Origin of the sequence: Kribbella sp. NPDC004875, from assembly GCF_042873375.1 — a bacterium.
Classification (GTDB): Bacteria; Actinomycetota; Actinomycetes; order Propionibacteriales; family Kribbellaceae; genus Kribbella.
Genome location: NZ_JBIALI010000006.1, coordinates 466,612 through 489,992 on the forward strand (window position 1 = coordinate 466,612; position 23,381 = coordinate 489,992).

At 68.9% G+C, this 23,381-nt stretch carries 20 protein-coding genes; 7 read left to right on the forward strand and 13 right to left on the reverse strand.

The window, feature by feature from the left end; translation table 11 throughout:
• Positions 1 to 41 precede the first annotated feature (41 nt).
• Positions 42 to 182 carry a hypothetical protein gene (locus tag ACFYRH_RS32725; protein WP_387783381.1) on the forward strand — a complete coding sequence of 47 codons (141 nt, stop codon included), beginning with the start codon at positions 42 to 44 and terminating at the stop codon, positions 180 to 182.
• A 1,687-nt stretch (positions 183 to 1,869) separates the two neighbouring features.
• On the opposite strand, the gene ACFYRH_RS32730 is transcribed toward ACFYRH_RS32725, so the two are convergent.
• Together ACFYRH_RS32730 and ACFYRH_RS32735 are read right to left on the reverse strand one after the other, a co-directional pair.
• Positions 1,870 to 2,340, reverse strand: coding sequence for a DUF6319 family protein (locus ACFYRH_RS32730; protein ID WP_387783383.1), 471 nt, complete (start codon positions 2,338 to 2,340; stop codon positions 1,870 to 1,872).
• 40 nt (positions 2,341 to 2,380) lie between these two features.
• Positions 2,381 to 2,998 (reverse strand): TetR/AcrR family transcriptional regulator, encoded by a 618-nt coding sequence (locus ACFYRH_RS32735; protein ID WP_387783385.1) that lies wholly within the window; start codon positions 2,996 to 2,998, stop codon positions 2,381 to 2,383.
• 69 nt (positions 2,999 to 3,067) lie between these two features.
• Between ACFYRH_RS32735 and ACFYRH_RS32740 the strand changes: the two genes are divergently transcribed.
• Entirely contained in the window at positions 3,068 to 4,507 is a 1,440-nt protein-coding gene (locus ACFYRH_RS32740) for an MFS transporter (RefSeq protein ID WP_387783387.1), read from the forward strand.
• Here the strand turns inward: ACFYRH_RS32740 and gndA are convergent.
• Positions 4,435 to 5,874: an NADP-dependent phosphogluconate dehydrogenase gene (gndA, locus tag ACFYRH_RS32745; RefSeq protein WP_387783389.1), complete on the reverse strand. Its 1,440-nt coding sequence runs from the start codon at positions 5,872 to 5,874 to the stop codon at positions 4,435 to 4,437. The two genes, ACFYRH_RS32740 and gndA, sit on opposite strands and share 73 nt — an antisense overlap.
• A 179-nt stretch (positions 5,875 to 6,053) precedes the next feature.
• Here gndA and ACFYRH_RS32750 point away from each other — a divergent pair, with 179 nt between their 5' ends.
• Positions 6,054 to 9,215 (forward strand): DUF2961 domain-containing protein, encoded by a 3,162-nt coding sequence (locus tag ACFYRH_RS32750; RefSeq protein WP_387783391.1) that lies wholly within the window; start codon positions 6,054 to 6,056, stop codon positions 9,213 to 9,215.
• Positions 9,212 to 9,733: an isochorismatase family protein gene (locus ACFYRH_RS32755; RefSeq protein WP_387783393.1), complete on the forward strand. Its 522-nt coding sequence runs from the start codon at positions 9,212 to 9,214 to the stop codon at positions 9,731 to 9,733. Before ACFYRH_RS32750 ends, ACFYRH_RS32755 begins: the two co-directional genes overlap by 4 nt.
• Here ACFYRH_RS32755 and ACFYRH_RS32760 read toward each other — a convergent pair.
• From ACFYRH_RS32760 to tyrS, 3 genes are read right to left on the reverse strand one after another with little or no spacing between them, the layout of a single operon-like run.
• The gene (locus ACFYRH_RS32760; RefSeq protein ID WP_387783395.1) at positions 9,730 to 10,551 is read right to left on the reverse strand and encodes an NAD(P)H-binding protein; all 822 of its coding nucleotides are present in this window, start codon (positions 10,549 to 10,551) and stop codon (positions 9,730 to 9,732) included. The genes ACFYRH_RS32755 and ACFYRH_RS32760 overlap by 4 nt on opposite strands.
• 12 nt (positions 10,552 to 10,563) lie before the next feature.
• Complete coding sequence (locus ACFYRH_RS32765; protein WP_387783397.1) at positions 10,564 to 11,745, reverse strand: aminoglycoside phosphotransferase family protein; 1,182 nt, start codon at positions 11,743 to 11,745, stop codon at positions 10,564 to 10,566.
• A 4-nt stretch (positions 11,746 to 11,749) separates the two neighbouring features.
• A complete protein-coding gene (gene tyrS, locus ACFYRH_RS32770; protein WP_387783399.1) occupies positions 11,750 to 12,943 on the reverse strand; it encodes a tyrosine--tRNA ligase in 1,194 nt (397 codons plus the stop codon).
• A gap of 219 nt (positions 12,944 to 13,162) precedes the next feature.
• On the opposite strand from tyrS, the gene idi reads away from it, so the two are divergent.
• Complete coding sequence (gene idi / locus ACFYRH_RS32775; protein WP_387783401.1) at positions 13,163 to 13,729, forward strand: isopentenyl-diphosphate Delta-isomerase; 567 nt, start codon at positions 13,163 to 13,165, stop codon at positions 13,727 to 13,729.
• On the opposite strand, the gene ACFYRH_RS32780 is transcribed toward idi, so the two are convergent.
• Entirely contained in the window at positions 13,706 to 14,599 is an 894-nt protein-coding gene (locus ACFYRH_RS32780; RefSeq protein WP_387783403.1) for an NAD(P)/FAD-dependent oxidoreductase, read from the reverse strand. The two genes, idi and ACFYRH_RS32780, sit on opposite strands and share 24 nt — an antisense overlap.
• Before the next feature lie 80 nt (positions 14,600 to 14,679).
• On the opposite strand from ACFYRH_RS32780, the gene ACFYRH_RS32785 reads away from it, so the two are divergent.
• On the forward strand, positions 14,680 to 15,588 hold the full coding sequence (locus ACFYRH_RS32785) for a GNAT family N-acetyltransferase (protein ID WP_387783405.1): 909 nt from the start codon (positions 14,680 to 14,682) through the stop codon (positions 15,586 to 15,588).
• Here the strand turns inward: ACFYRH_RS32785 and ACFYRH_RS32790 are convergent.
• From ACFYRH_RS32790 to ACFYRH_RS32815, 6 genes are all read right to left on the reverse strand, one after another.
• Positions 15,553 to 16,545: a 2-dehydropantoate 2-reductase gene (locus tag ACFYRH_RS32790; RefSeq protein WP_387783406.1), complete on the reverse strand. Its 993-nt coding sequence runs from the start codon at positions 16,543 to 16,545 to the stop codon at positions 15,553 to 15,555. The two genes, ACFYRH_RS32785 and ACFYRH_RS32790, sit on opposite strands and share 36 nt — an antisense overlap.
• A gap of 132 nt (positions 16,546 to 16,677) precedes the next feature.
• The gene (locus ACFYRH_RS32795) at positions 16,678 to 17,637 is read right to left on the reverse strand and encodes an ABC transporter permease (RefSeq protein ID WP_387783408.1); all 960 of its coding nucleotides are present in this window, start codon (positions 17,635 to 17,637) and stop codon (positions 16,678 to 16,680) included.
• 1 nt (position 17,638) lies between these two features.
• On the reverse strand, positions 17,639 to 18,565 hold the full coding sequence (locus tag ACFYRH_RS32800; protein ID WP_387783410.1) for an ABC transporter permease: 927 nt from the start codon (positions 18,563 to 18,565) through the stop codon (positions 17,639 to 17,641).
• Positions 18,566 to 18,683: 118 nt separating this feature from the next.
• Positions 18,684 to 19,700: an ABC transporter ATP-binding protein gene (locus ACFYRH_RS32805; RefSeq protein ID WP_387783412.1), complete on the reverse strand. Its 1,017-nt coding sequence runs from the start codon at positions 19,698 to 19,700 to the stop codon at positions 18,684 to 18,686.
• Positions 19,697 to 20,677 (reverse strand): ABC transporter ATP-binding protein, encoded by a 981-nt coding sequence (locus ACFYRH_RS32810; RefSeq protein WP_387783414.1) that lies wholly within the window; start codon positions 20,675 to 20,677, stop codon positions 19,697 to 19,699. Before ACFYRH_RS32810 ends, ACFYRH_RS32805 begins: the two co-directional genes overlap by 4 nt.
• Before the next feature lie 48 nt (positions 20,678 to 20,725).
• The gene (locus tag ACFYRH_RS32815) at positions 20,726 to 22,522 is read right to left on the reverse strand and encodes an ABC transporter substrate-binding protein (RefSeq protein ID WP_387783416.1); all 1,797 of its coding nucleotides are present in this window, start codon (positions 22,520 to 22,522) and stop codon (positions 20,726 to 20,728) included.
• 168 nt (positions 22,523 to 22,690) lie between these two features.
• Here ACFYRH_RS32815 and ACFYRH_RS32820 point away from each other — a divergent pair, with 168 nt between their 5' ends.
• The gene (locus tag ACFYRH_RS32820) at positions 22,691 to 23,374 is read left to right on the forward strand and encodes a response regulator (protein WP_387783418.1); all 684 of its coding nucleotides are present in this window, start codon (positions 22,691 to 22,693) and stop codon (positions 23,372 to 23,374) included.
• The last annotated feature ends 7 nt before the right edge of the window (positions 23,375 to 23,381 follow it).

The following is a 23,381-nucleotide window of genomic DNA, read 5'->3' on the forward strand; positions in this document are numbered from 1 at the left end:
CAGCTGTTCCGCGCCGCCGGTGCACACGCCACGATGAGGACATGAGCAACACCGCAGCCCGTTGGACCTTGGTAGGGGTCCTGGCCAGCACGACGCTCGTCGTCATCCTGGTGACGAGCGCCCTCAGCTCGGCCGCCGAGGAGCCCCCGTCCACGCAAACCACCCAGGTAGCCGGCCGCTAGGTCGTTGCTGACGGCAAAGAGATCGGCTGCAGGGTACGACGGCTCTCGGTGAGCAGCAGATGCAGCAATGGGTTCACGCTGCGCTGCGGCCAGATAAGCGCGAGACCGTTCGGCTCCGCGTCCACCAGGGGCAACCACGTGACTCCTGCCGACCTGCAGGTTCGCGAAACCCCAGCCGCCGCCGACCACACCGGCGAAGCCAGCCAGCCGAGCGGCCGGGAGGTGCGGATGCGGGGTCCGGGCACAGGCAACGGGGACTGCGGATAGGCAATAACGGGTCTACAGTCCCGATTACCTGTGCCCAGTCCCAGCACCTGCGCGAAGCCCAGCAGCGGGTCTACAGTCCCGACTACCTGTGCCCAGTCCCAGCACCTGAGCGAAGCCGAGCACCTGAGCGAAGCCGAGCACCTGTGCGAAGCCGAGCACCTGTGCGAAGCCGAGCACCTGTGCGAAGCCGAGCACCTGTGCGAAGCCGAGCACCTGCGCGAAGCCCAGCACCTGTGCGAAGCCCAGCGCACCCGCCAGCCCAAGGGCAGCCCGCTGCCGGCCGCAGCGGTTCCAAACAACCACCGACCTGCCCGAGCGTCCCGCCGGAGGTGTGCGGCTAGCCCCGGCGCCGGCCCGCCGCGCCCAGCATTCAGACATTGTGCGCCCGGCCGGCCGATGTCACATGAGGGGTTATCCCTTCTTGTTGTGGGTTCTTCGTTGGTATGACGACGAAGAACCCACAACGCGGGCGGATAACCCCTCGAACGCCGAGGGTGGGGTCAGGCGGTGCGGCGGGTTTGGCGAAGGTGTTGTGCAGAGTGGGTGCGAGGCGGGCGGGGTCGTCGAGGCGCGGCCAGGCGTCGCGCTCTCGATCACGCCGCGAGGCACTCGGTGTCGGCGATTGCGCAGGCGCTGCGCGGTGGCACCGCAGACGGCTGGCGCTGCGCGGTGGCACCGCAGACGGCTGGCGCTGTGCGGTGGCACCACAGACGGCTGGTGCTGCGCGGTGGCACCCGCAGGAGCTGTGCTGGCGCTGCGCGGTGGCACTCGTGGGGAGGCTGGGGCTGCGCGGTGGCACCCGCAGGGGCTGTGCTGGCGTTGAGGCTTCCTGGTGGTGCCGAACGGGCGGGCGTGCAGGGCGGCTGCGCTTGGCGCTCGTGGTCGTCTCGCCGAGCTGCGCACGCTGGTGCTCGCGATCGAGGCGTGCCTGGGCCTGCGCAAAGGTGGCAGCGCGTGGCCGGGGCGCGGGTGCTGGGTGCGGGCGAAGTTAGCGGCGCGTCGCCGGGCGTAGGTGGGCGCAGGCGGCGGCGCGTGGTGGGTGTGGGTGCTCGGTGTGAGCAGGTGGCGGCGCGTGGTGGGTGTGGGTGCTCGGTGTGAGCAGGTGGCGGCGCGTGGTGGGGTGTGGTGCGGAGGTGGGGGTGGAGTGGCGGTGTTCGGGCGGCCCGTGGTGGTGCTGGGGTGCGTTGCCAGGTGGCCCTGGGTGAGGGCTCGGGAGAGGCGCGGCTGCGGCTGCCGGGTGCGGGGTGCCGGAACGCTGGGGTGCGGGGTGCGGGGTGCGGGGTGCCGGAACGGTGGGGTGCGGGGAATGCGCAGAACCCGTCCGCGGCCACCTCACAGGTGCGGACGGGTTCTGGGGTTGGTGCCCGTGGTTGATCAGGGAAGGTGATCGACCACGGGAGCTGGGGGTGGGAGCGGGAGCTCAGTCGAGGTCGGCAAGGGCCTTGCGGGCGGCTTCGAGTTCGGCCTCGAGGGCGGCGACCTTGGCGGCCTGCTGGGCGCGGGCCTCTTCGATGACCTCGTCGATCGGGGTCGAGAGGTCCTCGTGCAGCTCCTTGGCGGCGCGGGAGACCGCGGCGGCGGCGACGGCCAGGTCGCGGGCGAGGTACGTCGTACCTTGCTTGAGCTCGGCCTTCCACTCGCCGTCGGCCGTGCCGGTCACGGTCAGCGTGAGCTCGAGCGTCTTCGTCTTCTTACCGGCGGCCTTCTTGGCCGGCGCCTTCTTCGGCTTCGCGGGCTCGGCCGTCGCGGGCTCGGTGCTCGCGGCCTCGGCCGGCGTCGTGTCGGTGCTGGTGTCGGTGCTGGATTCAGGGGCGGCCGTCGACAGGTTCACCGCGTCGGGAGTGTCGGCGAGGTCGGACGGCGTCTCTACTGCCAGAGTATCTACAGTCATCGTTGCGGCGATCTCCTTCGGAACTGGCGCAGTGCGACTATTAGAACACATGTTCGATTCGCACGCCAACCAGCTTGTCCAGGAAGCGATCGATCTGGTCCGCCAGCGGTGGTAGGTCGGCCTCCGGTTCGTTGATCCGGATCGAGACGGCGCCGTGCACCGCCGCGCGGAGATCGAGTGCCACCGCGGCCGCGTCGTCGATCGGTGCCATGCCCGCGTCCATGCACGCCTGTACGGCGGCGGTCGCGCGCGTCGACAGCTCCTCCTTGAACACCAGATGCATGCGCCGGTTCAGCGTGCTCTCGTGCAGCACCTTGTAGAGGCCGGCGTAGTCGCGGACCCAGCTGCCGAGGAACAGTAGTCGCGCGCGCAGTCGGCGTACCGGGTTGTCGCCGCCGGTCGCTTCGGCCTGCTCGAGGTCGCGGAGGAGGTCGGTCGTGCTCTGTTCGAGCGCGGCGAACACGAGCTCGTCGCGGTCGCTGAAGTGGATGTAGACCGAGGTTGCCGCGATGCCGACCTCGCGGGCGACGGCGCGCAGCGAGAGCGCCTCGTCGTCGCCGAGCTCGTTCAGCATCCGTAGGGCCGCGTCGATGATCTCGCGTCGCAGCAGCTCACCTTGGCCGCGACGGTTCCGGCTCCGCGTCGTTCCAGCGTCCATGAGTCGATTGTATTGCAACGCCCGTTGCCCTACAGTCGTAGCACTACAGCTGTTCACTTAAGGATGATCATGAGCGGACGCATGAAACAGACCGAAGTGCCGCCTGAGGTCGATACGCGGCGGTGGTTGGCGTTGGGAGCGGTGGCGACGGCCCAGTTGATGGTGGGGATCGATCTGACGATCGTGAACATCGCGCTGCCGTCGGTGCAGCGGGAGTTGGGGATGTCTGATCCGACCCGGCCGTGGGTGATTACCCTGTTCGCCCTGGGGTACGGCGGACTTCTGCTGCTCGGTGGACGGATGAGCGACCTGATCGGGCGCCGCCGCGCGCTTCTGATCGGGCTCACCGGTTTCGCCCTGGCCTCAGCACTGGGTGGGGCCGCGAACGGCTCGGCGATGCTGCTCAGCGGACGCGCCCTGCAAGGCGTCTTCGGCGCCCTGCTGACACCGGCGGTGCTGGCAACCCTCGCCGCTTCGTTCCCGTTGCCGGCCGAGCGTGGCAAGGCGTTCGGGATCTACGGCGCCGTCATGGGCAGCGCCTCCGGCCTAGGCGTGCTGGCCGGTGGAGTGCTGACGGAGTACCTCGACTGGCGCTGGTGCATGTACGTGAACCTCCCGATCGCCGCACTGGCCGCAGGAGGAGTCCTGTACGCCGTACGCTCGGTCCCGCCCGTCAGTGGGGTGCGAGTCGATGTAGTAGGTGCACTGCTGGCGACCGCAGGCCTCATGGCCGTGGTGTTCGGGTTCGCGCGAGCGGAGTCGGACGGTTGGAGCGCGCCGGCGACGTACATCCCGCTAGCGGCCGGAGTGGTGTTGCTCGCCGCGTTCCTGGCAGCGCAAGCCCGAGTGAAGTCCCCACTGCTGCCACTGCGAGTTGTCGCCGACAGTCGGCGAGGTGGTTCTTACCTGGCAGTCTTCAGCCTCGCGGTCGGGATGTTCGCCGCCCTGTTCTTCCTGACCTTCTACCTGCAGACCATCCAGCACTACTCACCGGTGAAGGCTGGACTAGCCTTCTTGCCGCTGACAGTGGGTCTGATGGTCGGAGTGCGTGCGGTGAGCAGACTGCTCGCCAAGGCGGCGGTGCGCTCGCTGATCTGTCCCGGCCTACTCACCATCGCAGCGGGGCTCGCATTGCTGGGTTTGCTCAGGGCGGACAGCAGTTACTGGCTGCATGTCATGCCGGTGTTCCTGCTGGTCGGGCTGGGCGCTGGATGGGTGTTGGTCGCGGCCAACAGCACCGCCACCCTGGGCGCCGGCTCCGACAGTGCGGTGGCCGGCGCCATGGTGATGACGTCCCAGCAAATAGGAGCCTCGCTCGGTACGGCGTTGCTCAGTACGGTCGCCGGCGCGGTAGCCGCCCGCTCCGATGCTGTGCACGGTTTCAACGTGGCCAGCCTCGGAGCAGCGGGCTTCCTCTGTGTCGCGGCGCTAGCGGTCTACTGGGTGCTCTCGGAGCGGTCGCCCGACCACTCGAGGTGGAAGCTGCCCTCACGGTCGACCCGCTTGTAGGTGTGCGCACCGAACAGGTCACGCAGCCCCTGGATCAGCGCGGCCGGCAGCCGCTCGGCCCGCAGCCCGTCGTAGTACGACAGCGCCGCCGAGAATCCAGGAGCAGGTACGCCGACGGTCGCCGCGGTCGCCACGACGCGGCGCCACGCCTCCTGGCCGCCGGCGACAGCGTCCCGGAAGTAGTCGTCCACGAGCAGCGACGGCAGGTCCGGGTTCCGGTCGTACGCCTCCTTGATGCGGTCGAGGAAGCGGGCCCGGATGATGCAGCCGCCACGCCAGATGGTCGCCATCGCGCCGAGGTCGATGTCCCAGCCGTACTCGTCGCTCGCGGCCCGGATCGCGTCGAATCCCTGCGCATACGCGACCAGCTTCGACGCGTACAGCGCGTGCCGTACGTCGTCGATGAACGCGGTGCGGTCGACATCCGCCTTCGTGTCCGCGGGGCCAGGCAGTACGCCGGCCGCGGCCTCCCGCCGTACGACGTCACCGGACAGCGACCGCGCGAACACGGCCTCCGCCATACCGCTGACCGGGATGCCGAGGTCGAGCGCCGACTGCACGGTCCAGCGGCCGGTGCCCTTCTGCTCGGCCTGGTCCAGTACGACGTCCACGAACGGGCCGCCCGTGGTCGGGTCGGTCTGGCTGAGCACCTCCGCGGTGATCTCGATCAGGAACGACTCGAGGTCGCCGGTGTTCCACTCGCGGAACACGTCGGCCAGCTCCTCGGGAGACAGTCCGAGCACGTGCCGCAGCAGGTCGTACGCCTCGGCGATCAGCTGCATGTCGGCGTACTCGATGCCGTTGTGCAGCATCTTCACGAAGTGCCCCGCGCCGTCCGGGCCGACGTGCACGCAGCACGGCTCGCCGTTCACGTGCGCGGAGATCTTGGTCAGCATCGGCTCCAGCGCGGCGTAGGACTCCGGCGAGCCGCCCGGCATGATGCTCGGGCCGTTCAGTGCGCCCTCCTCGCCACCGGACACGCCGGAGCCGACGAAGTGCAGGCCCTTCTCCTTCAGCGCGGCCTCGCGGCGCCGGGTGTCCAGGAAGTGCGCGTTGCCGGCGTCGACGACGATGTCGCCCTCGTCGAGCAGCGGCACCAGTTCGTCGATGACGGCGTCGGTCGGGGCGCCGGCCTTGACCATGATGATGATCCGGCGCGGCAGCTCCAGCGACTCGACGAAGCCGGCCAGGTCCGTCGACGGGACGAAGTCACCCTCGGAGCCGAACTCCGCGACCAGCGCGTCGGTGCGCGCCTGGGACCGGTTGTGCAGGGCGACACGGAACCCGTTCCGGGCGAGGTTCCGGGCCAGGTTGCGGCCCATCACCGCTAGGCCGGTGACGCCGATCTGGGCTTTGCCTGAGGTCATCGAATCTCCCGCGGTCTCAAGTTGTGTGCAGGGTCCAGTCTGCTGCCAAAAGCACGGGCGTGGTCCAGCGGGTGCCAAGTCCTGGACAGTAACTGACCGGCCGCGACCCCTTCTCAATCACCGTGCATCGATGGTAGACATCTCAGAAATCGATTTCCCGCCACGGAGAAAGGCCGCCCATGCTCCGTCGTGTCATCGCCCTCGCCGCCTGCGCGCTCCTCGCCCTGCCCGTCAACGGCGCCGCGGCAGCCCCGCCCGGTAACGACAACGGACCTGTCGGTTGGGACGTCTACCGCCACCTCGACCGGCTGCCCGAGCTGCAGACCGGCGTCCGCACCAAGCAGTTCTCCAGCTTCGGTCGCGACGGGACCAACAACGACGGTTTCGACGGCACCTACTCCTGCCTCCGTACGACGGACGCGGGCTGCGTGATCGCCGAGGACTCGGGACCGGGGGAGGTCGCCTCGATCTGGTTCACCCGGGACGAGGGCAACGTGACGAAGACCGGCACGATCACCGTCGAACTCGACGGCAAGCAGGTGCTGAAGGGCTCGTTGCAGGACATCGTCGACGGCAAGCTCGGTGCGCCGTTCAGTTATCCGCTGGTCGCGAACGGCGTACAGACCAGCGGGGGCGTCTACATCCGCGTCCCGATGCCGTACCGCTCCTCGATGCGGATCACCACGCAGGCGAACCCGCTCTTCTACCACGTCGACTACCGCCAGTTCCCGGACGCGAACGGCATCCGCACCTTCGACCCGGCGGACAAGGCCGAGGACGTCCTGGCACTGCTCAACGCTGCCGGTACCAAGGACCCGAAGCCCGCGCAGCCGAACAGCACCACCGCGAAGACCTCGCTGAACCTTGCCCCCGGCAAGCAGGTCACGCTCGCCAACGCCAACGGTCCCGGTGAGCTGAGTGCACTCCGGCTGAAGCTGCCGGACATCGTCGGCCTGGACCTGAAGAACCTCGCCGACGATGGCCGTGCGTTCCTCGGCGGCAGTACGTTCACGCTGAAGATCGATCCGGCGAACACCGGCGTGAAACTGACCCGGCGGATGGACCTGCGGATCGGCAACCAGCGCGCGAAGATCCTCGTCGACGGCGCTCCGGCCGGTGAGTGGGCACCGCTGAAAGCACAAGGCGCGCAGTGGTACGACCAATCCGTCGACCTCCCGGCCGCGCTGACCGCGGGCAAGTCGCGGATCACCGTCACCAACCAGTTCGTGTCGTCCGATCTGGACTTCAACGAGTTCCTCTACACGGCCGACTCGACGGTCGGCGCTCAGGCGAAGCGCACCGACACGCTCGACGTCGGCCCGAATCACATCGCCGATGAGCAGGCCCACGGCTACGCGATCACCAAGCAGAACTGGAGCGGCGAACATGCGATGGCGTACGCCGCCACTGAGGCGGACGCCGCTCGCGTCAAGCCCTCCGACTCGTTGCTGGCCGGCGTCCGCGTCCAGGTGGCAATCGACGGCCAGCAGCGCGTCGACGCCCCGCTCGGCGAGTTCTTCGGCTCCGGCCTGGGCGAGAACCCGGTCCACTCGCTGTTCTTCGCGATGGACCCCGACGGCTGGTACTCGTCCTGGTGGCCGATGCCGTACGTCGCCCGCGCCACGGTCACCCTCGTCAACACCACGACGTACCCGCTGAAGGGTCGGGCGGAAGTCACGTCGGCTCGGGACGCGAGCAAGGCGGTCCAGTTGGCGACCGGGAAGATCGGTTACTTCACCGCGATCTCGAAACGCGGCGAGACCACGCAAGGCAGCGACTGGATGTTCGCGGACGTCGCCGGCCGGGGCAAGTTCGTCGGCGTCTCGCAGACCATGGAAGGACTGCTTGCCGACGGCAACACTCGGGGGTACCTCGAGGGCGACGAGCGGGTGTCGGTCGACGGCGAGCGGACGCCGGCGATCCACGGCACCGGCACCGAGGACTTCTACGAGTCCGGCTGGTACTTCAACGCCGGCACCTACTCCACGCCGTTCCACGGAAACTCGGCGCACGAGGTGCGGGCCGGCTTCTGTACGAATGAGTGCGACGGCGCCTGGCGGCTGCACATCACCGACTCGGTCGCGTTCGAGAACCAGCTCGACTTCGGGATCGAGCACGGCCAGCAGGACGACCATCCGGCGACCTACGGCTCGACGGCCTTCCTCTACACGGCGGCGAAGTTCGGCGCCCGCGAGACCGACCGCATCGACACCGGTTCAGCCACCAGCCGCGACCAGCACGGGTACGCCGACAACGGCACGCAGGCCGACCTGAGCGCCGTGTATGAAGGCGATCACGACGACATCACCCTCGCCGACCAGGTGCGATCCAGCACGCAGCCGATCCGCTTCAGCGTGAAGATCGACCCGGCCAACCGTGGTGTGACGCTGCGCCGGACGAGCGATCAGAACACCGCCGGCCAGTCCGCCCAGGTGATCGTCAACGGCCAGGACGCCGGCACCTGGCTGCAGCCTCTCGGCAACACCCACCAGCGGTGGCTCGACGACAACTACCAGTTGCCCGCCGCATTCACCTTCGGCCGGAATCGCCTCGACATCGAGCTCCGCCCGACCGGACCGGCTTGGACCGCGTCGTCGTACGTCGTCCAGTCCCTGGTGACCCCGTACGCCGACAAGCGGGCTCCCGGCGCGGTGGACGGCGTGACCGCGACGGGGCGGACCGACAACGCGATCAACGTGACCTGGAACGACACCAGCGACGACAGCGGGATCTCGGCGTACCAGGTGTTCGGGACCAAAGCCGGGGGAGCGGAGAAGCTGCTCGGCACCACACCGCTGCCCGGCTTCCTGCATCGCGGTCTCGGACTGCACGAGACCTGGACGTACCGGGTCGCGGCGGTGGACCTCGCCGGTCACGCGGGACCGAAGTCGGCGGCGGCGCAGGCCATCAGCGGGAGCACGCTGCGGATCGAGGGCGAGGCGATGTTGCCCCCGGTGTCGTCGACGGTCGCCGTCGACCCGCAGGGCAACTGTTGTGGCGTCAGTTGGTCGGGTGGTGCGCAGGCGTGGATCCACGGCACGAAGGCGGGTGACAAGACGGTGTTCGGCTTCACCGTCCCAACGGCCGGGTCGTACAACTTGTCGACGGTCCTGACCAAAGCGGGCGACTACGCGACGGTCCAGGTGCAGATCGACGGCAACCCGCCAGTGAGCTTCGACGGCTACCAGGCCTCGGGGGTCGGCACGCAGACGGTTGACCTCGGGTCCGTCCAGCTCGGCGCGGGCACCCATCAGTATGTGGTGACTGTTACCGGCAAGAACCCGGCCGCAACCGGCTACCTGGTCGGGGTCGACTTCCTGGACCTTAAGCTCGCGACGTGAACCCTTTGGATCCCCGTCGTACCGCTCTCGTCCTGATCGATCTGATGCCGCGGATCGTCGCGTTGGAGACCGCGCCGTTGAGTGGGCCGGAGGTGCTGGAACGGTCGGTCGCGCTGGCCGCGGCGACGCGGTCGGCCGGCGGACTGGTCGTGCCTGTGCGGGTCGAGCGGCCCGGCGTCGACGTACAACCGGAGGGGAGTGGTTTCGCACCCGAGGCCGCTCCGCTGCCGGGGGACCTGGAGATCGTGAAGCGTGCGGTGGGTGCCTTCGGGCGCTCACCGCTCGACGCCGAACTCCAGTCGCGTGGCATCGTGAACGTCGTACTGACCGGCATCGCCACCAACTTCGGCGTCGAGTCCACCGGCCGCGAGGCCTCCGACCTCGGGTACGAGACGTTCTTCGTCACCGACGCGATGACCGGCCTGGACGGACACGCCCACGACTTCGCCGTCTCGTACGTCTTCCCTCGCCTCGGCGCGGTCTGCACCGCCGCCGAGTACGAGGCTGCTCTCGGTTAGGCGAACCGGGCCGCGTTCTCCCGGACCCATTGCTCGAGGGTCCGGGCCGGGTGGCCGGTGACCTCCTCGACGGTGTTGTTCACCGTGGTCTCGTCGACCGTGCCGTCGCCGAAGAAGCCCTCGATCGCCTGGGCGTACGGCTCCGGCATCGCGGCGAACAGCGCGTCGTGCGTCTCCTGCCGGCTCATGGGGTACGCCGTGAGCGCCCGCCCGATCCCCGCGCCGAGGATCGCCACCTGCTCGACCGGCGTCAGCGCGACCGGGCCGGTGAGCCGCAGTACGGCGCCGTCGTGTTCGCCCTGCAGCGCCCGGGTCGCAACGTCGCCGATGTCCAGCGGATGGATCGTCGACACCGGTACGTCGGGGAACTGCACCCGCACCTCGTCACCGGCCTTCAGCTGGTCGAGCCAGCGCAGCGTGTTCGACATGAACGAGTTCGGCCGCAGGGACGTCCACTCCAGCCCGGCCGCCCGGACCGCTTCCTCGGTCGCGTGGTGGTACGCCGCGATCGCGTTCGTCACGTCACCGTCGAGCGAACTGCTCGACAGCACCACGACCCTCCGGACCGCCGCGCGCACCGCGTTCGCGAGCAGTTCGTCGAGCCGGTCGTACCCGCTCAGCAGGAAGATGCCGGTGACATCGGCCAACGCGTCGGCGAACGTGTCGGGCTGATTCAGATCGCCGTACACCGCCTCGGCACCGGCAGGCAGTTCGATCGCCGAACGAACCAGCGCCCGAGCCGGAACCCCTTGTGCAGCAAGCGATCGAACCACCGCACCACCGGCATTCCCACTCGCGCCCGTCACCAGAATCGTCACACGATCACCTTGTCACACCAAAAGCCCGCCCCGCAGGGCTTCGCGGAGGCAGATGCCGGGGTCGTCCTGGTGATAGACCCGTTCGCTGGGCTCGATGGTGTCGAGGAACCGCTGGTAAGTCAGCGCGTAGGTCAGCGGCCCGAGCACATTCATCGGAGACAGCGCCCGGAGCGGATCGCACCCCGGGACCTCCCGCCGCCAAGCTGCTGCCCAGACCTCGGTCGCATAGTCGCGTTTCTCCGGCGGCAGGAAGTCCCGCAGGCGTTTGATGTCGAGCCCGGGATGACCGACGACCGTGTCCGCCCAGTCGACGATCACCGCGTGCGTCCCGTCCGACCGCCAGTTCCCGGGATGGAAATCGCCGTGCACCAGCGTGGTCGGCAAGCCCGCGGAGTCCAGTTCGTCGATGATCGCGGGAAGCCGCGCGGCCAGGCGGCACAGGCCGTCGACCTCGTTGCCGGACAGGGCGACGCGCGGTATCAGCTCGTCGAGCCCGGCTGCCAGCGCTTGCGGTGTCACCCGTGGTGCGCTGAAGTCAGGTACCTGCGCCGCGAGCGCGACCTGCACCGCGACCCAGCGGTCCACGACGGTCTCGATGGTCGGCAGGTCGGGATCCCAGCAGTCGACCCCGTCGGCATGGGCGAGCAGCGACCAACGGTCCTCGCGGGAGGCCGCGAGGACCTCCGGCGCGAGAGTCTCGTCGTACCGCCGGACGTGCTCGATGATGTCGGCGTCGAGGCTGCAGAACCTGCTGCTTGCCTTGGCCCATGCACCCGGGAGCCGCATCAGGCAGGACAGGTTCCACGTCTTCACCTGGACGGCGTCGAGCGGGCCGACAACGCTTCGGGCCCAGTCGATCAACCGGCCGGGCCCGTCGATCTCCGCCCAGCCGGCCCGTAGCGGATCGGGCGCGACGATCGAGTCCCACTCTGGGGGCGGCGTCGTGTCGAGTACGCCTGGCGACGGCTCATCCAGCGCCTGGACGTGGTAGACGACGCGTCCACCGCGTCCCCGGGCGGCGTCGTCGGCGTGGACAAGCCGGAGTACCACTGTCGGAACGCCCAGCAGCTCCTCGAGTTGCCGGGTGATCGCTTCGACCTCCGACCACCAGCCGGGTTCGACCTCGAACGTCGGCGCCCGGCCGATATAGCGGGCGCCGACGCTGACCAAGGCCTCGACTGTCTTGGTGTCCATCCGGCTACTGTCGCGTGAATCGGTGCCAAGTGCGAGCGCCCGACTTCAGGACGACGTCGGTGCTGAGGTCGACGGCCGCGGCCGGATCGTCCGTGCGGACGCCGTTGATCGTCACGGCGCCCTGGCGGAGCAGCCGGCGGAGCTCCGAGTTGCTGTCGTTCGGGCGGGCCGCTCGCAGTAGGTCGAGGGCGGTCGCGGCCTCGGTGGTGAGGACGATCCCAGGCATCTCGGCCGGTTCGGCGCGCTCCGAGAACGTGTGCCGGAACGTGTCGAGCTCGGTCTTCGCCACGCCCGCGCCGTGGTACCGGGTCACGACCGCGGCCGCCAGCCGGAGCTTGGCGTCGCGAGCCGCCGGACCACCGGCCGCCGCGGAGTCGCCGAGCGCCGCGACATCGTCCAGTGGGAGCTCGGTGTACACCCGGGCGTACGACTCGACCAGCGAGTCCGGAATGCTCATCAGCTTCCCGAACTTGTCCCGCGGACTGTCGGTCAGCCCGATGTAGTTGTTCAGCGACTTCGACTGCTTCGCCCGGCCGTCGATCCCGGGGGTGATCGTGGTCGTCATCACCACCTGCGGCGGCGCGCCCAGGCGTTGCTGGAAGTGCCGCCCGAGCTGCTCGTTGAACAGTTGGTCCGACCCCACGATCGTCAGGTCACTGCGCATCGCGAAACTGTCGTAGCCCTGCAGCACCGGGTACACCAGTTCGTGGACGGCGATCTCCCGCCCGGCCGCGACCCGCGCGCGGAACATGTCCCGGCTCATCAGCTGCGCCTGCGTGACCTGCGCGAACAGACTCAACAGTTCCGCCACCGGCATCGCGTCGTACCATTCTGAGTTCCGTCGCACCTCGAAGACCTCGGGGTCGGTGCGCAGTACCAGCGAGACCTGCTCGAGGAACGACGCCGCGTTCGCGTCGATCTGCTCCGGCGTGAGCACCGGCCGGGTCTCGGAGCGGCCGGTCGGATCGCCGACGCGGGTGGTCAGGTCCCCGAGCAGGAACACCACGCGGTGCCCGGCGTCCTGCAACTGGCGCATCATCCACAGGTTGACCGCGTGCCCGAGATGCAGATCGGGCGCGGTGCAGTCGACGCCGTACTTGATCCGCAGCGGGCGCCCGGACTCCAGCCGTTCCCGCAGGTCGTCGGCACCGACGACGGTGTCGGTGGTACGGCGTAATCGCTCGATCACAGCGTTCATGGGATTCCTCTCGGCAGCACAGCTCGAGGCACCCCGATCACGATCGCCAGTGCCTCCGGCAACGGAAAGAGGCAGGAACCGGACGGTTCCTGCCTCGGAGGCTCTGGGTGGAGCGACTGCGCGAACTACCGGACGCCGGCTCCTCCCAGAGCCGGTCGATAGGTCACGCGAATCCTGATCACGTCCTCAGGCTAACAGACGGTGGCCTAGGCTCGGAGCGTGATCGAGGAGCGGGTTGTGCTGGTGGACGACGGCGGGCGGGTGCTCGGGACCGAGGCGAAGGCGGCGGTCCATCACACGGCGACGCCGCTGCACCTCGCGTTCTCCAGCTATGTCGTCGACGCGGCCGGGCGGGTGCTGCTCACCCAGCGGGCGTTCGGCAAGCCGACCTGGCCCGGCGTCTGGACGAATAGTTGCTGCGGGCACCCACTTCCGGGTGAGCCGCTCGAGCACGCCGTACGGCGCCGGCTCGCGGACGAGCTCGGGATCGTGGTCGACCCGGCCCAGGCGGTCGACCTGGTGCTGCCCGAGTTCCGGTACCGCGCGGAGATGCCGAACGGCCTGGTCGAGAACGAGATCTGCCCGGTCTACCGAGTGTGGTGGACCGGTGACCCGACGCCGAACCCGGCCGAGGTCGCGGGCTACCGCTGGGCGCACTGGGACGAGCTGCGCGCCGTCCCTGACCTCTCGCCATGGTGCCTGCTGCAACTGGACGAGCTCACCACGCCGCCCACCGACTGGCCGATCGCAGACCCCGCCCGGCTACCACCGGCCGCCCAGATCTAGCTCCAGCAGATCCCCGTGTACGGCGACCGCCGCCGTACTCGCGTGACCCGCGGCCCCGATCGCGAGGAGCGCCGGGCTGGCCGCCGTACCGACCGCGTAGACGCCAGGAACCGTCGTCCGTCCGCCGTCATCGGCAACCACCGCGCCGTCGGTCACCTGGCACCCGAGCCGCTCCGCGAGGTCACTTTGCTGATGCTGGCGCACCACGGCGAACACCCGCGCGGCCTGGAGCTCCGATCCGTCCTTCAGCGCAACCTGTGTCTCGTGCTCACCGGCCGACAGTGCGGCGACGCGCTCAGTGCGCAGGCTCACACCAGCCCGAGCCAACTGGACACGGTGTGCGTCAGTCGGCTCGTCCCCGTCCGTGCACAGTACGACGTCATCGCTCCACCGGCTGAGGAGCAGCGCTCGCGCCACGGACCGATCCGGCGCACCACGCAGGCCCAACTGCACCAACGGCCGGTCCCGTACCTCCCACCCGTGGCAATGCGGACACGCCACCACCGACTGCCCCCAGCCCTCGACCACTCCGGGCACATCCGGCAGTTCGTCCCACAGCCCGGTCGCCAGCACGACAGCCCGGACGGGTTCCCCGTCGACGACGAACCCGTCGTCGTCCACAGCGACTTCCGAGACTCTCGTCTCCCGCAGCGCGACGCCGTACTCCGCCACCTGCCGGCGCCCCACGGCGAGCAACTCGCTCGGCGCGAGATCCTCGGCGCCCAGGAAGTTGTGCACGTGCGACGCCGCGCGGTTCCGCGGCTGTCCGTCGTCGAACAGCACCACGCTCCGCCGCGCGCGTCCGAGCGTCAGCGCCGCCTGCAGGCCCGCCACACTCGCTCCGATCACCGCGATGTCCTTACGCTCCATGCGTTCACTATACGAGAGAGTTCGTCTCATATTCTAAAATCCATTGGCCGCCGAGACGGTCCGGACCGTCTGATGGCCGGATGATCGAGATCCGGCCCGTCGAGACCGACGCGGACTACGAGGCCTGGCGCCAGATTCGGCTCGCCGTACTGCCCGGCGAGCGCGCCCCGAGCGTCGCCGAACTCCGGCGTGCCGAGACGCCCCAGCGGCTGTACCTGCTCGCGGAGCTGGGCGGCGAGGTCGTCGCCCACGGCGCCGCGGACCGCTCGAACGAGGCTGACCGCGCCTTCGTGATGGCGCGGGTGCACCCCGACGCCCGGCGGCAGGGCGTCGGCACCGCGCTGCTGCCGGTGCTGGCCGATCACGCGTACGGACAAGGCTTCCGGATCGCCGGCTGCAGCATCGACGACGAGGGTTCGCTCGCGTTCGCGAAACGCTTCGGGTTCACCGAGTTCCTCCGCCAGGTCGAGCAGGTACGCCGGATCGCCGACGAGCCGTGGCCCGCCAAGCCGGCGGAGTACGACGTGGTCTCGGTCGCGGAGCGTCCCGAGCTGTGGGCCGCGGCGTACGAGCAGGTCGCGATTCCGACGCTCCCGGACCTGGACACCACGTCGCCGATGGACGTGACCGCGGAGGAGTGGGCGACCGAGTGGATCAACGACCCGGCCGCGATGTTCCTGGCCGTGGCCGGCGATGAGGTGATCGGTGTGGCCGGGCTGATGCTCGACACCGACAATCCCGACCGCGCCGAGGTCGCCTACACCGCCGTCCGGCCGGACTGGCGGGGCAAGGCCGTGGCGTCGACGCTCAAGCGGTCGAGCATGGCGTGGGCGGCGGAGCACGGCATCACCGAGATCTACACCTGGACGCAGGAAGGCAACGCGAACATGCGGCGCCTGAACGAGCACCTCGGGTTCAGCTACCAGCAGGTGAGCGTCAACGTCCGCGCGGAGCTACCCCTGAAGGGCGTGCAGGAGCTCGGGTCCTGACCAGACCCGACGGCTGCGCTCGGCCTCACGGATCAGCGCGACGAGCTTACGGTTGACCGGCGCCGGCCGGTCGAGCGACTCCGCGAGCCGCACGACCTCGCCGTTCAGGTAGTCGATCTCGGTGGGGCGACCGGCCTCGAGGTCCTCCCACATCGACGTGCGGGCCAGCGGGTCGATCGCGAGCATCTTCCCGGCCACCCGCCGGAACACGAAGTCGGGCAGCCGGAGGATCGCGGGGAAGCGGCGCATCGGCAACGGCAGCAGCTGCGCCGGCTCGATCCCCGCCGCTGCGAGCAGCCCGAGCGTCTCGCTCTGCGCGGCCGCGAGACAGCGCCGGTACGCCCGTTGCGAGAGCTCGTCCCGCAACGGCAGGTTCGACAGCGCGTTGACCGGGTTGTTCAGGTTCAGCAAGAGCTTCGACCATTGCACCGGCACGATGTCGTCGTGCTGCTTCAGCGGCAGTCCGGCCCGCGCGAAGGCCTCGACGTACGGCGCCAGCGCCTCGTCCCGCTGTACGTCGAGCGCGCCCTCCGTTCCCTGGTGGAACACCCCGCCACCCCGGTTCAGGACATTGAACGGAACCATCCCCGGTACGACGACCTGCGCGCCCAATCGTGAGCGGAGGACCTCGCCGTTCCGGATCCCGTTCTGGAAACTCACCACGACCGCGCCCGGCTTCAGCACGCCCGCCAGTTCGGCCGCGGCACCGTCCGTCGCCGCGGACTTCACGGTCACCAGCACCAGATCGGCCGCGGCGGCTCCGGCGGGTGTCGTCTCGAACCGCACGTCCCCGACCCGCAGGTCGGCGCCGAGGTAGTCGGTAAGCCGCAACCCGGACGCCGCCACCTCGGCAGCCATCCGCTGCCGGCCGACGAACGTCACCGGCGTCCCTGTCGCGGCGAGCCGGCCGCCGACGTAGCAACCGATGCCGCCGGCACCGTAGACCGCGATCCGCACCCCGACAACGTACCGAAGAACGGGTGGTGTGCGGGAGAGACCCGTTCCGGCGGGTCCTCCGGCGCACCCACTGCCCGTTCTTCGGTACCGGCCCCGGGGCCAACCCGACCAAGGAACCCCAGGGAGTCGTTCCTAATGCAGGCGCACCCGCGGATCCAGGACGGCGTACCCGATGTCGACCAGGATGTTCGCCACCACGACCGCCGCGGACGCGAACAGCACGATGCCGATGATCACCGGCAGGTCCTGCTGGTTGATCGCGACGATGGCCGTCTGCCCCAGACCGGGCATGCTGAACACGGTCTCGATGACGACCACACCTCCGATCAGTTGCCCGAGGTCGATACCGAACTGCGTGAGCACCGGTGTCAGCGCGCTGCGCAGACCGTGCCGGTAGACCACCCGGCGCTCGCGGATCCCCTTCGAGCGCGCGGTCCGGATGTAGTCCTCGCCGAGCACGTCCAGCATCGAGCCGCGGGTCAATCGGGTGTATGTGGCCGCCAGCAACAAGGCCAGCGCCACCCAGGGCAGGATCAGGTGCTGGAACCACGGACCGATCCCGCTGGTCAGCGGCGCGTAGCCACCGGCCGGGAACCAGGCGAACCCCGCGACGGTGAGCCGGAAGTACAGGAAGTACAGCAGCAACAGCGCGAGCAGGAACGACGGGAACGAGTAGAAGACCAGCGAGAACAGCGTCAGTCCGCGGTCGGCGAACGTTCGCGGGTGCGTTGCCGAGACCACGCCGTTGAAGACCCCCAGGACCATCCACAGGACGGCGGCGCCGAGGGCCAGCGACAGCGTGATCGGCAGCGCCTGCGCGATGATGTGGGTGACCGGCACCTGGTGGTAGTAGTCGTACCCGAGATTCCCCTTCAACGAGTTGCCGAGGAAGTCCAGGTACTGCCTCCACAGCGGCAGGTCGAGACCGAGGCGATGCCTGATCAGCGAAATCGTCTCGGGTGTCGCCTGCCGGCCGGCGAGGGTCTGGGCGACGTTGTTCGGCGCGATGAAGAACAGTCCGAAGACGGCCACCGTGACCAGCCACAGGACCAGGATCCCGTGACCGATCCGGCGCAGCAGGAACCTACCCATGTCAGGTCCGATCCGCGCGGGGGTCGAAGGCGTCCCGGACCCCGTCACCGAAGAGGTTGAAGGCGAGCGTGGTGATCAGCAGAGCCAGACCGGGGAACAGGATGAACCACCAGGCGGTCGTGTAGTAGTTCTGCGACGTACTGATCATGCCGCCCCAGTCGGCGGTGGGTGGCGGCAGGCCGAGGCCGAGGAACGACAGGGTGGCCTGGACGACGATCACCACCGGGATCAGCAGCGTGGTGTAGACGATCACCGGCGCGAGCACGTTCGGCAGGATGTCGACGAACATGATCCGCCGGTCGCTCGCCCCGAGGGAGCGGGCCGCTTCGACGAACTCACGCTCCCGCAGCGTCAGCACCTGACCGCGGACGATCCGGGCCACTGCCGCCCAGCTGAAGAAGCCGATCACCAGGACCGTGACGGTCAGGCTCGGGCCGGTGATCGCCACCAGCGCGACCGCGACCAGCAGGAACGGTACGCACAGGATGACGTCGATCAGCCGGGCCAGGAGCGTGTCGGTGATCCCCCCGAGGAACCCCGCCGCGAGACCCAGTACGACGCCGATGACGACGGTGATCGCGGTGGCGGCGACGCCGACGAGCAGCGAGATCCGGGCGCCGTACGCGATCCGGACCAGGATGTCCCGGCCGAGGTCGTCGGTGCCGAGCCAGAACGTGCCGTTCGGTCCGCGCGGCAACCCGTCCGGCGTCAGTCCGATGTCGCGGTACTGCTCGTTCGGCGGATGGCCCGTGACGGCCGCGAAGACCGGCGCGAAGATCGCCATCAGCACGATCAGCAGGATCACGACCAGCGAGATCATCGCCACCTTGTCCTTGCGCAACCTCCGCATGGCCAGCGAGAACGGACTACGCCCCTCGATCGCCCGCGGCTCGTCGACCACATCGACGAGTTCGATGGTTGAGGTCATGGGGCCTCCCGGTCTGGACTGAGGAGTGGAGGGAGCGCAGCGACTGGAGCGACGAGGGAAGACCGGGAGCCGAGGCCCCAGGACCACGCCGGTGCCGAAGGCCCGGCAGATAGCTCAGTCATGATGCCTTCAAGTCGGGGACGGCGGTGGACAAGTCTTCGCCCACCGTGAGTGGATGGAAGCAGGCGGTGCGGTGTTCGTCGGTGTCGTCGAGTACGGCAATCAGCGGCGGCTCGCTCTGGACACAGTCGGCCCGGGCCTTCGGGCACCGCGTGTGGAACCGGCACCCCGCCGGCGGGTTCGTCGCGGCCGGGATGTCGCCGCCCAGGATGATCTGTTCGCGGCTGTCCGCGGTGTCCGGGTCCGCCACCGGCAACGCCGACAGCAACGCCCGGGTGTACGGGTGCCGGGTCTGCCCGAACAGTTCGTCGGTCGGTGCGAGCTCGACGATCTTGCCCAGGTACATCACCGCGATCCGGTCACTGACGTGCCTGACCACGGACAGGTCGTGCGTGATGAACACGTACGTCAGGTCGAACTCCTTTTGCAGATCCCCCAGCAGGTTGATGACCTGGGCCTGGATCGACACGTCCAGCGCGGACACCGGCTCGTCGCAGATCATCAGCTTCGGCCGCAGCGCGAGCGCCCGCGCGACCCCGATCCGTTGCCGCTGGCCACCGGAGAACTCGGCCGGGAACCGGTTGTAGTGCTCGGGATTCAGCCCGACCAGCTCCATCAGGTCCTGCACCTTCTTCTTCCGGTCATTGCCCGAGGCAAGCTTGTGGATCGCGAACGGGTCACCGATGATCGAGCCGACCCGACGGCGCGGGTTCAGCGAGCCGTACGGGTCCTGGAAGATCACCTGGATGTCGCGCCGCAGCGGCCGCATCGCCTTGCGGGACAGCGTGGTGATGTCCTGTCCCTCGAACCACACCGTTCCCGATGTCACGTCGTACAGCCGGGCCATGCAGCGGGCGAGCGTGGACTTGCCGCAGCCGGTCTCGCCGACCAGGCCCAGCGTCTCGCCCTTGTGCACGTCCAGAGTCACGTCGGCGACCGCCTGGACCACTTCGCGGGAATGGGTCGGGAACTCCTTGCGGACGTTGTCCACCTTGAGCAGTACGTCGTCGTTCACGATGCGGCCGCCTCGGTCTTGTCGTGCGGGAGCCAGCAGGCCGACTGGTGCCGCGGATCGCGGGCAACATCGGTGAGCGGCGGCACCTCGGTGCGGCACTTGTCGAACACGTGCTCGCAGCGGGGCGCGAACGGGCACCCCTTGCGTTCGCCGATCATGCTCGGTGGCGTCCCCGGGATCGGTGTCAGCCGGTCACCGCTGCGGGACGGGAGCGAGGCCAGCAGACCCTGGGTGTACGGGTGATGGTTGTGGTAGAAGATCTCCCGGCGCGGCGCCCGCTCCATCACCGAGCCGGCGTACATCACCACCACCTCGTCGGCCATCTCGGCGACCACCCCGAGGTCGTGGGTGATCAGGATGATCGCCGTACCGAACTCCTCCTGGAGCCGGCGCATCACGTTCAGCACCTGGGCCTGCACGGTCACGTCGAGCGCCGTGGTCGGCTCGTCCGCGATCAGCAGCGCCGGGTCGAGGGCCATCGCCATCGCGATCATCACCCGCTGCCGCATGCCCCCGGAGAACTGGTGCGGATAGTCGTCGATCCGTTCCTCGGCGCGCGGGATGCCGACCATCGTCAGCAGGTCGGCGGCCCGCTTCCGGGCCGCCTGCTTGCTGATCTCCAGGTCGTGCGCCCGGATCATCTCCACGATCTGCCAGCCGATCCGGTACAGCGGGTGCAGGCTGGACAGCGGATCCTGGAAGATCATCCCGATCTGGGCGCCCCGCAGCCGCCGCAGCGTGGCCTCGTCCGCGGTGATCAGGTCCGTCCCGTCGAAGAACGCCGTACCGGACACCTCCGCGCCACGGGTCAGGCCGGTGATCGTCTGGGTGGCGACGCTCTTGCCGGACCCGGACTCGCCGACGATCGCGAGCGTCTGACCGGCTTCGGCGTCGAACGACACCCCCCGGACGGCACGGACGGTGCCGTCCGGGGTGTCGAACGAGACCTTGAGGTCCCTTACTTCGAGCAGGGCCATGGGGCCTCCCGTCCTGGAGGCGCGGCATTCAGTACAGCCATGAGGTTGTCAGCCGCCCTGCTTGTCCTTGGTGAGCCAGACGTTCGTCGGGTCGAAGCCCTGCAGAGCCGGCACGTAGACGGCGTTCTGCACCTGCGGGGCGTGGTAGTTCGCGTTCTTCGGGTTGGTCAGCGGGTAGAACGGCGCGTCGGCCATCACCTGCGCGTCGGCCTTCGCCCACAGATCCGCCGTCTGCTGGTCGCTCGTCGCCATCGCGGCCTGCTGGATCATGGTGTTCGTCTGCGGGTTGTTGTACAGCCCGAAGTTGCTGCCGATCGGCGGGAACGACGGCTGACCGGAGAACAGCGGGTTGAAGAACGACAGGGCGGCGTTGCCGTACCAGTCAGCGCCCCAGCCGGCCAGCGAGAGGTCCCAGACGCCGCGCTGCGCGACGGTCGGCACCTGCAGGTACTTCACGTAGAAGTCCGCGTTCGGCGACGGGACGCCGGTCACGGTGATCCCCGCCTTGGACAGGTCCTGCTGCACGGTCTGGAAGGTCTTGCTGCTGCCCTCGGACGCGTTGCGGTACAGGAACTTCAGCGTCAGGTGCGGGAAGCCCGCCTCCTGCAGCAGCTGCTTGGCCTTGTCCACGTTGTACGGGTACGGGTCGTTCTGCTTGGAACCGAGGATGTTGTCCGGCAGCACGTGGGTCAGCGGCGGGTTGATCGTCGGTCCGCCGATGACCTGGAGGATGTGGTCGCGGTTGATCGCGTAGCTGATCGCCTGCCGCACCTTCACGTTCGCCAGCGCCTTGTTGTTGTTCGGTGACGCGGTGTTGTAGACGACGTAGGGGTTGCTGGACGCGGTCAGGCCGAGGTTGAGGCCCGGGTCCTTCTTGGCGATCAGAGCCGGCAGCTGGGACGGTGGTGGGCCGATGTCGAACTCGAGGTCCGCGGTCGGCGTCCCGGTCTGCAACTGCTGCTGGATCGAGTCCTGGGCAACCGTCTCGTTGACCAGGATCTTGTCGACGTAAGCCTTACGCACCGGGTCGGACGCCGGGTCCCAGGCCGGGTTGCGCGAGTACGAGATCGACTTGGTCGGCACCCAGCTGTCGACCTTGTACGGGCCGTCGGACGGGTAATGGTTCCCGAGCTCGGTGCTGATCGGCAGGTAGTTGAGCGACTCCACCGGCGCCGGTGAGAACGCCGTCAGCGTCAGCATGCCGACGAAGTACGTCGCCGGGTGCACGAGGTGGAACTCGACCGTGCTCGCATCCTTGGCGACCACGCCCGGCAGCGGCGTCTTGTCGATGTAGTCCTTGATGCCCGCGATCGTCTTCGGTGCCTTGGAGAACCCGTCGAGGAACGACTGGTACCCGACGAGCAGGCTGGCGTAGTCCGGGATGCCGCCGAACGGCTGGACGGGGTTCGCGGTCCGCTTCACGCCGCGCACCATGTCCTCCGCGGTCACCGCCCGGGCCGGGGTGGTGTTCCACTTCGCGCCGGGCCGGATCTTGATCGTGTACGTCTTGCCGTCGGCGCTGATCCCGCCGTTCGCGGTGGTCGGGATCTCCGTGGCGAGGTCGGCCACCGGGTCGGTGTTGTCCTTGCCCGGATCTGCCGGGTAGGTGAACAGCTGGCGGCTCCACATCCGCAGGTTCATGTACCCGACCGAGTAGTAGCTGACGTTCGGGTCCATATAGTCGACGTCACCCGAGCCGAGCAAGTTCAGGGTGCCACCGGTGACCGGAGTACCGGCTGTGCTGGTGCCGGATCCGGACGGTGTGGTGCCACCCCCGCTACAGGCCGCGAGCGCGATGCTCGCGGCGGCGGCAAGAGAAAATGCCGCCAGCCGTCTTCTGGCCATTGGTCCTCCTCCGGGACTCGATAGCGCCGAAGTTAGGACTTCCGGGCGCAGCCGGAACCAGCGAGCACGTAACCGTCAAGAGGATGTCAACCACGCCAGGCGCGAACATGACGGATTCATGACAGCCGTAACCGGTGCGGGGCCCTCCGCATGAGCGACACTGGTCCCGTGGCACACAGCCTGTTGCTGGTTGACGACGAGCCGCGGATCCGGCGGGTGCTGCGGCTTGCCCTGGAGGACGAGGGGTATCTGGTCGCCGAGGCGGCGAACGGGTACGACGCGTTGGCGGCTCTGCGCCGGGAGACACCGGATGTGGTGCTGCTGGACCTGATGTTGCCGGATCGGGACGGATTCGCCGTCTGCCGGGAGATCCGGCGCGCGAGCGACGTACCGGTGATCATGGTGACGGCGCGGACCGACAGTCACGACGTGGTCGCCGGCTTGGAGGCCGGTGCGGACGACTACGTGACGAAACCGCTTGTTGCCAAGGAGTTGTCGGCGCGGATCCGGGCGCTGCTGCGGCGGGTCGAGCCGTCCAACGCGCGGCAGGCGGACCTGCTCGAGATCGGTGACCTGCGGATCGACGTACCGGGGGCCGAGGTGACGCGGGACGGCGAGCCGCTGGCGCTGACGCGGACCGAGTTCAAGCTGCTGGCCGAGCTGGCCGGTGCCGAGGGCAAGGTGCTGAGCCGGGAGCAGTTGCTGTCGAAGGTCTGGGGGTACGGGTACTTCGGGGACAGCCGGATCGTCGACGTGCACGTCCGGCGGCTCCGGCTGAAGATCGAACGCGACCCGGCCAGCCCGAAGCATCTCGTCACCGCCCGCGGTCTGGGCTACCGACTGGTGAGCTGACCTTGCT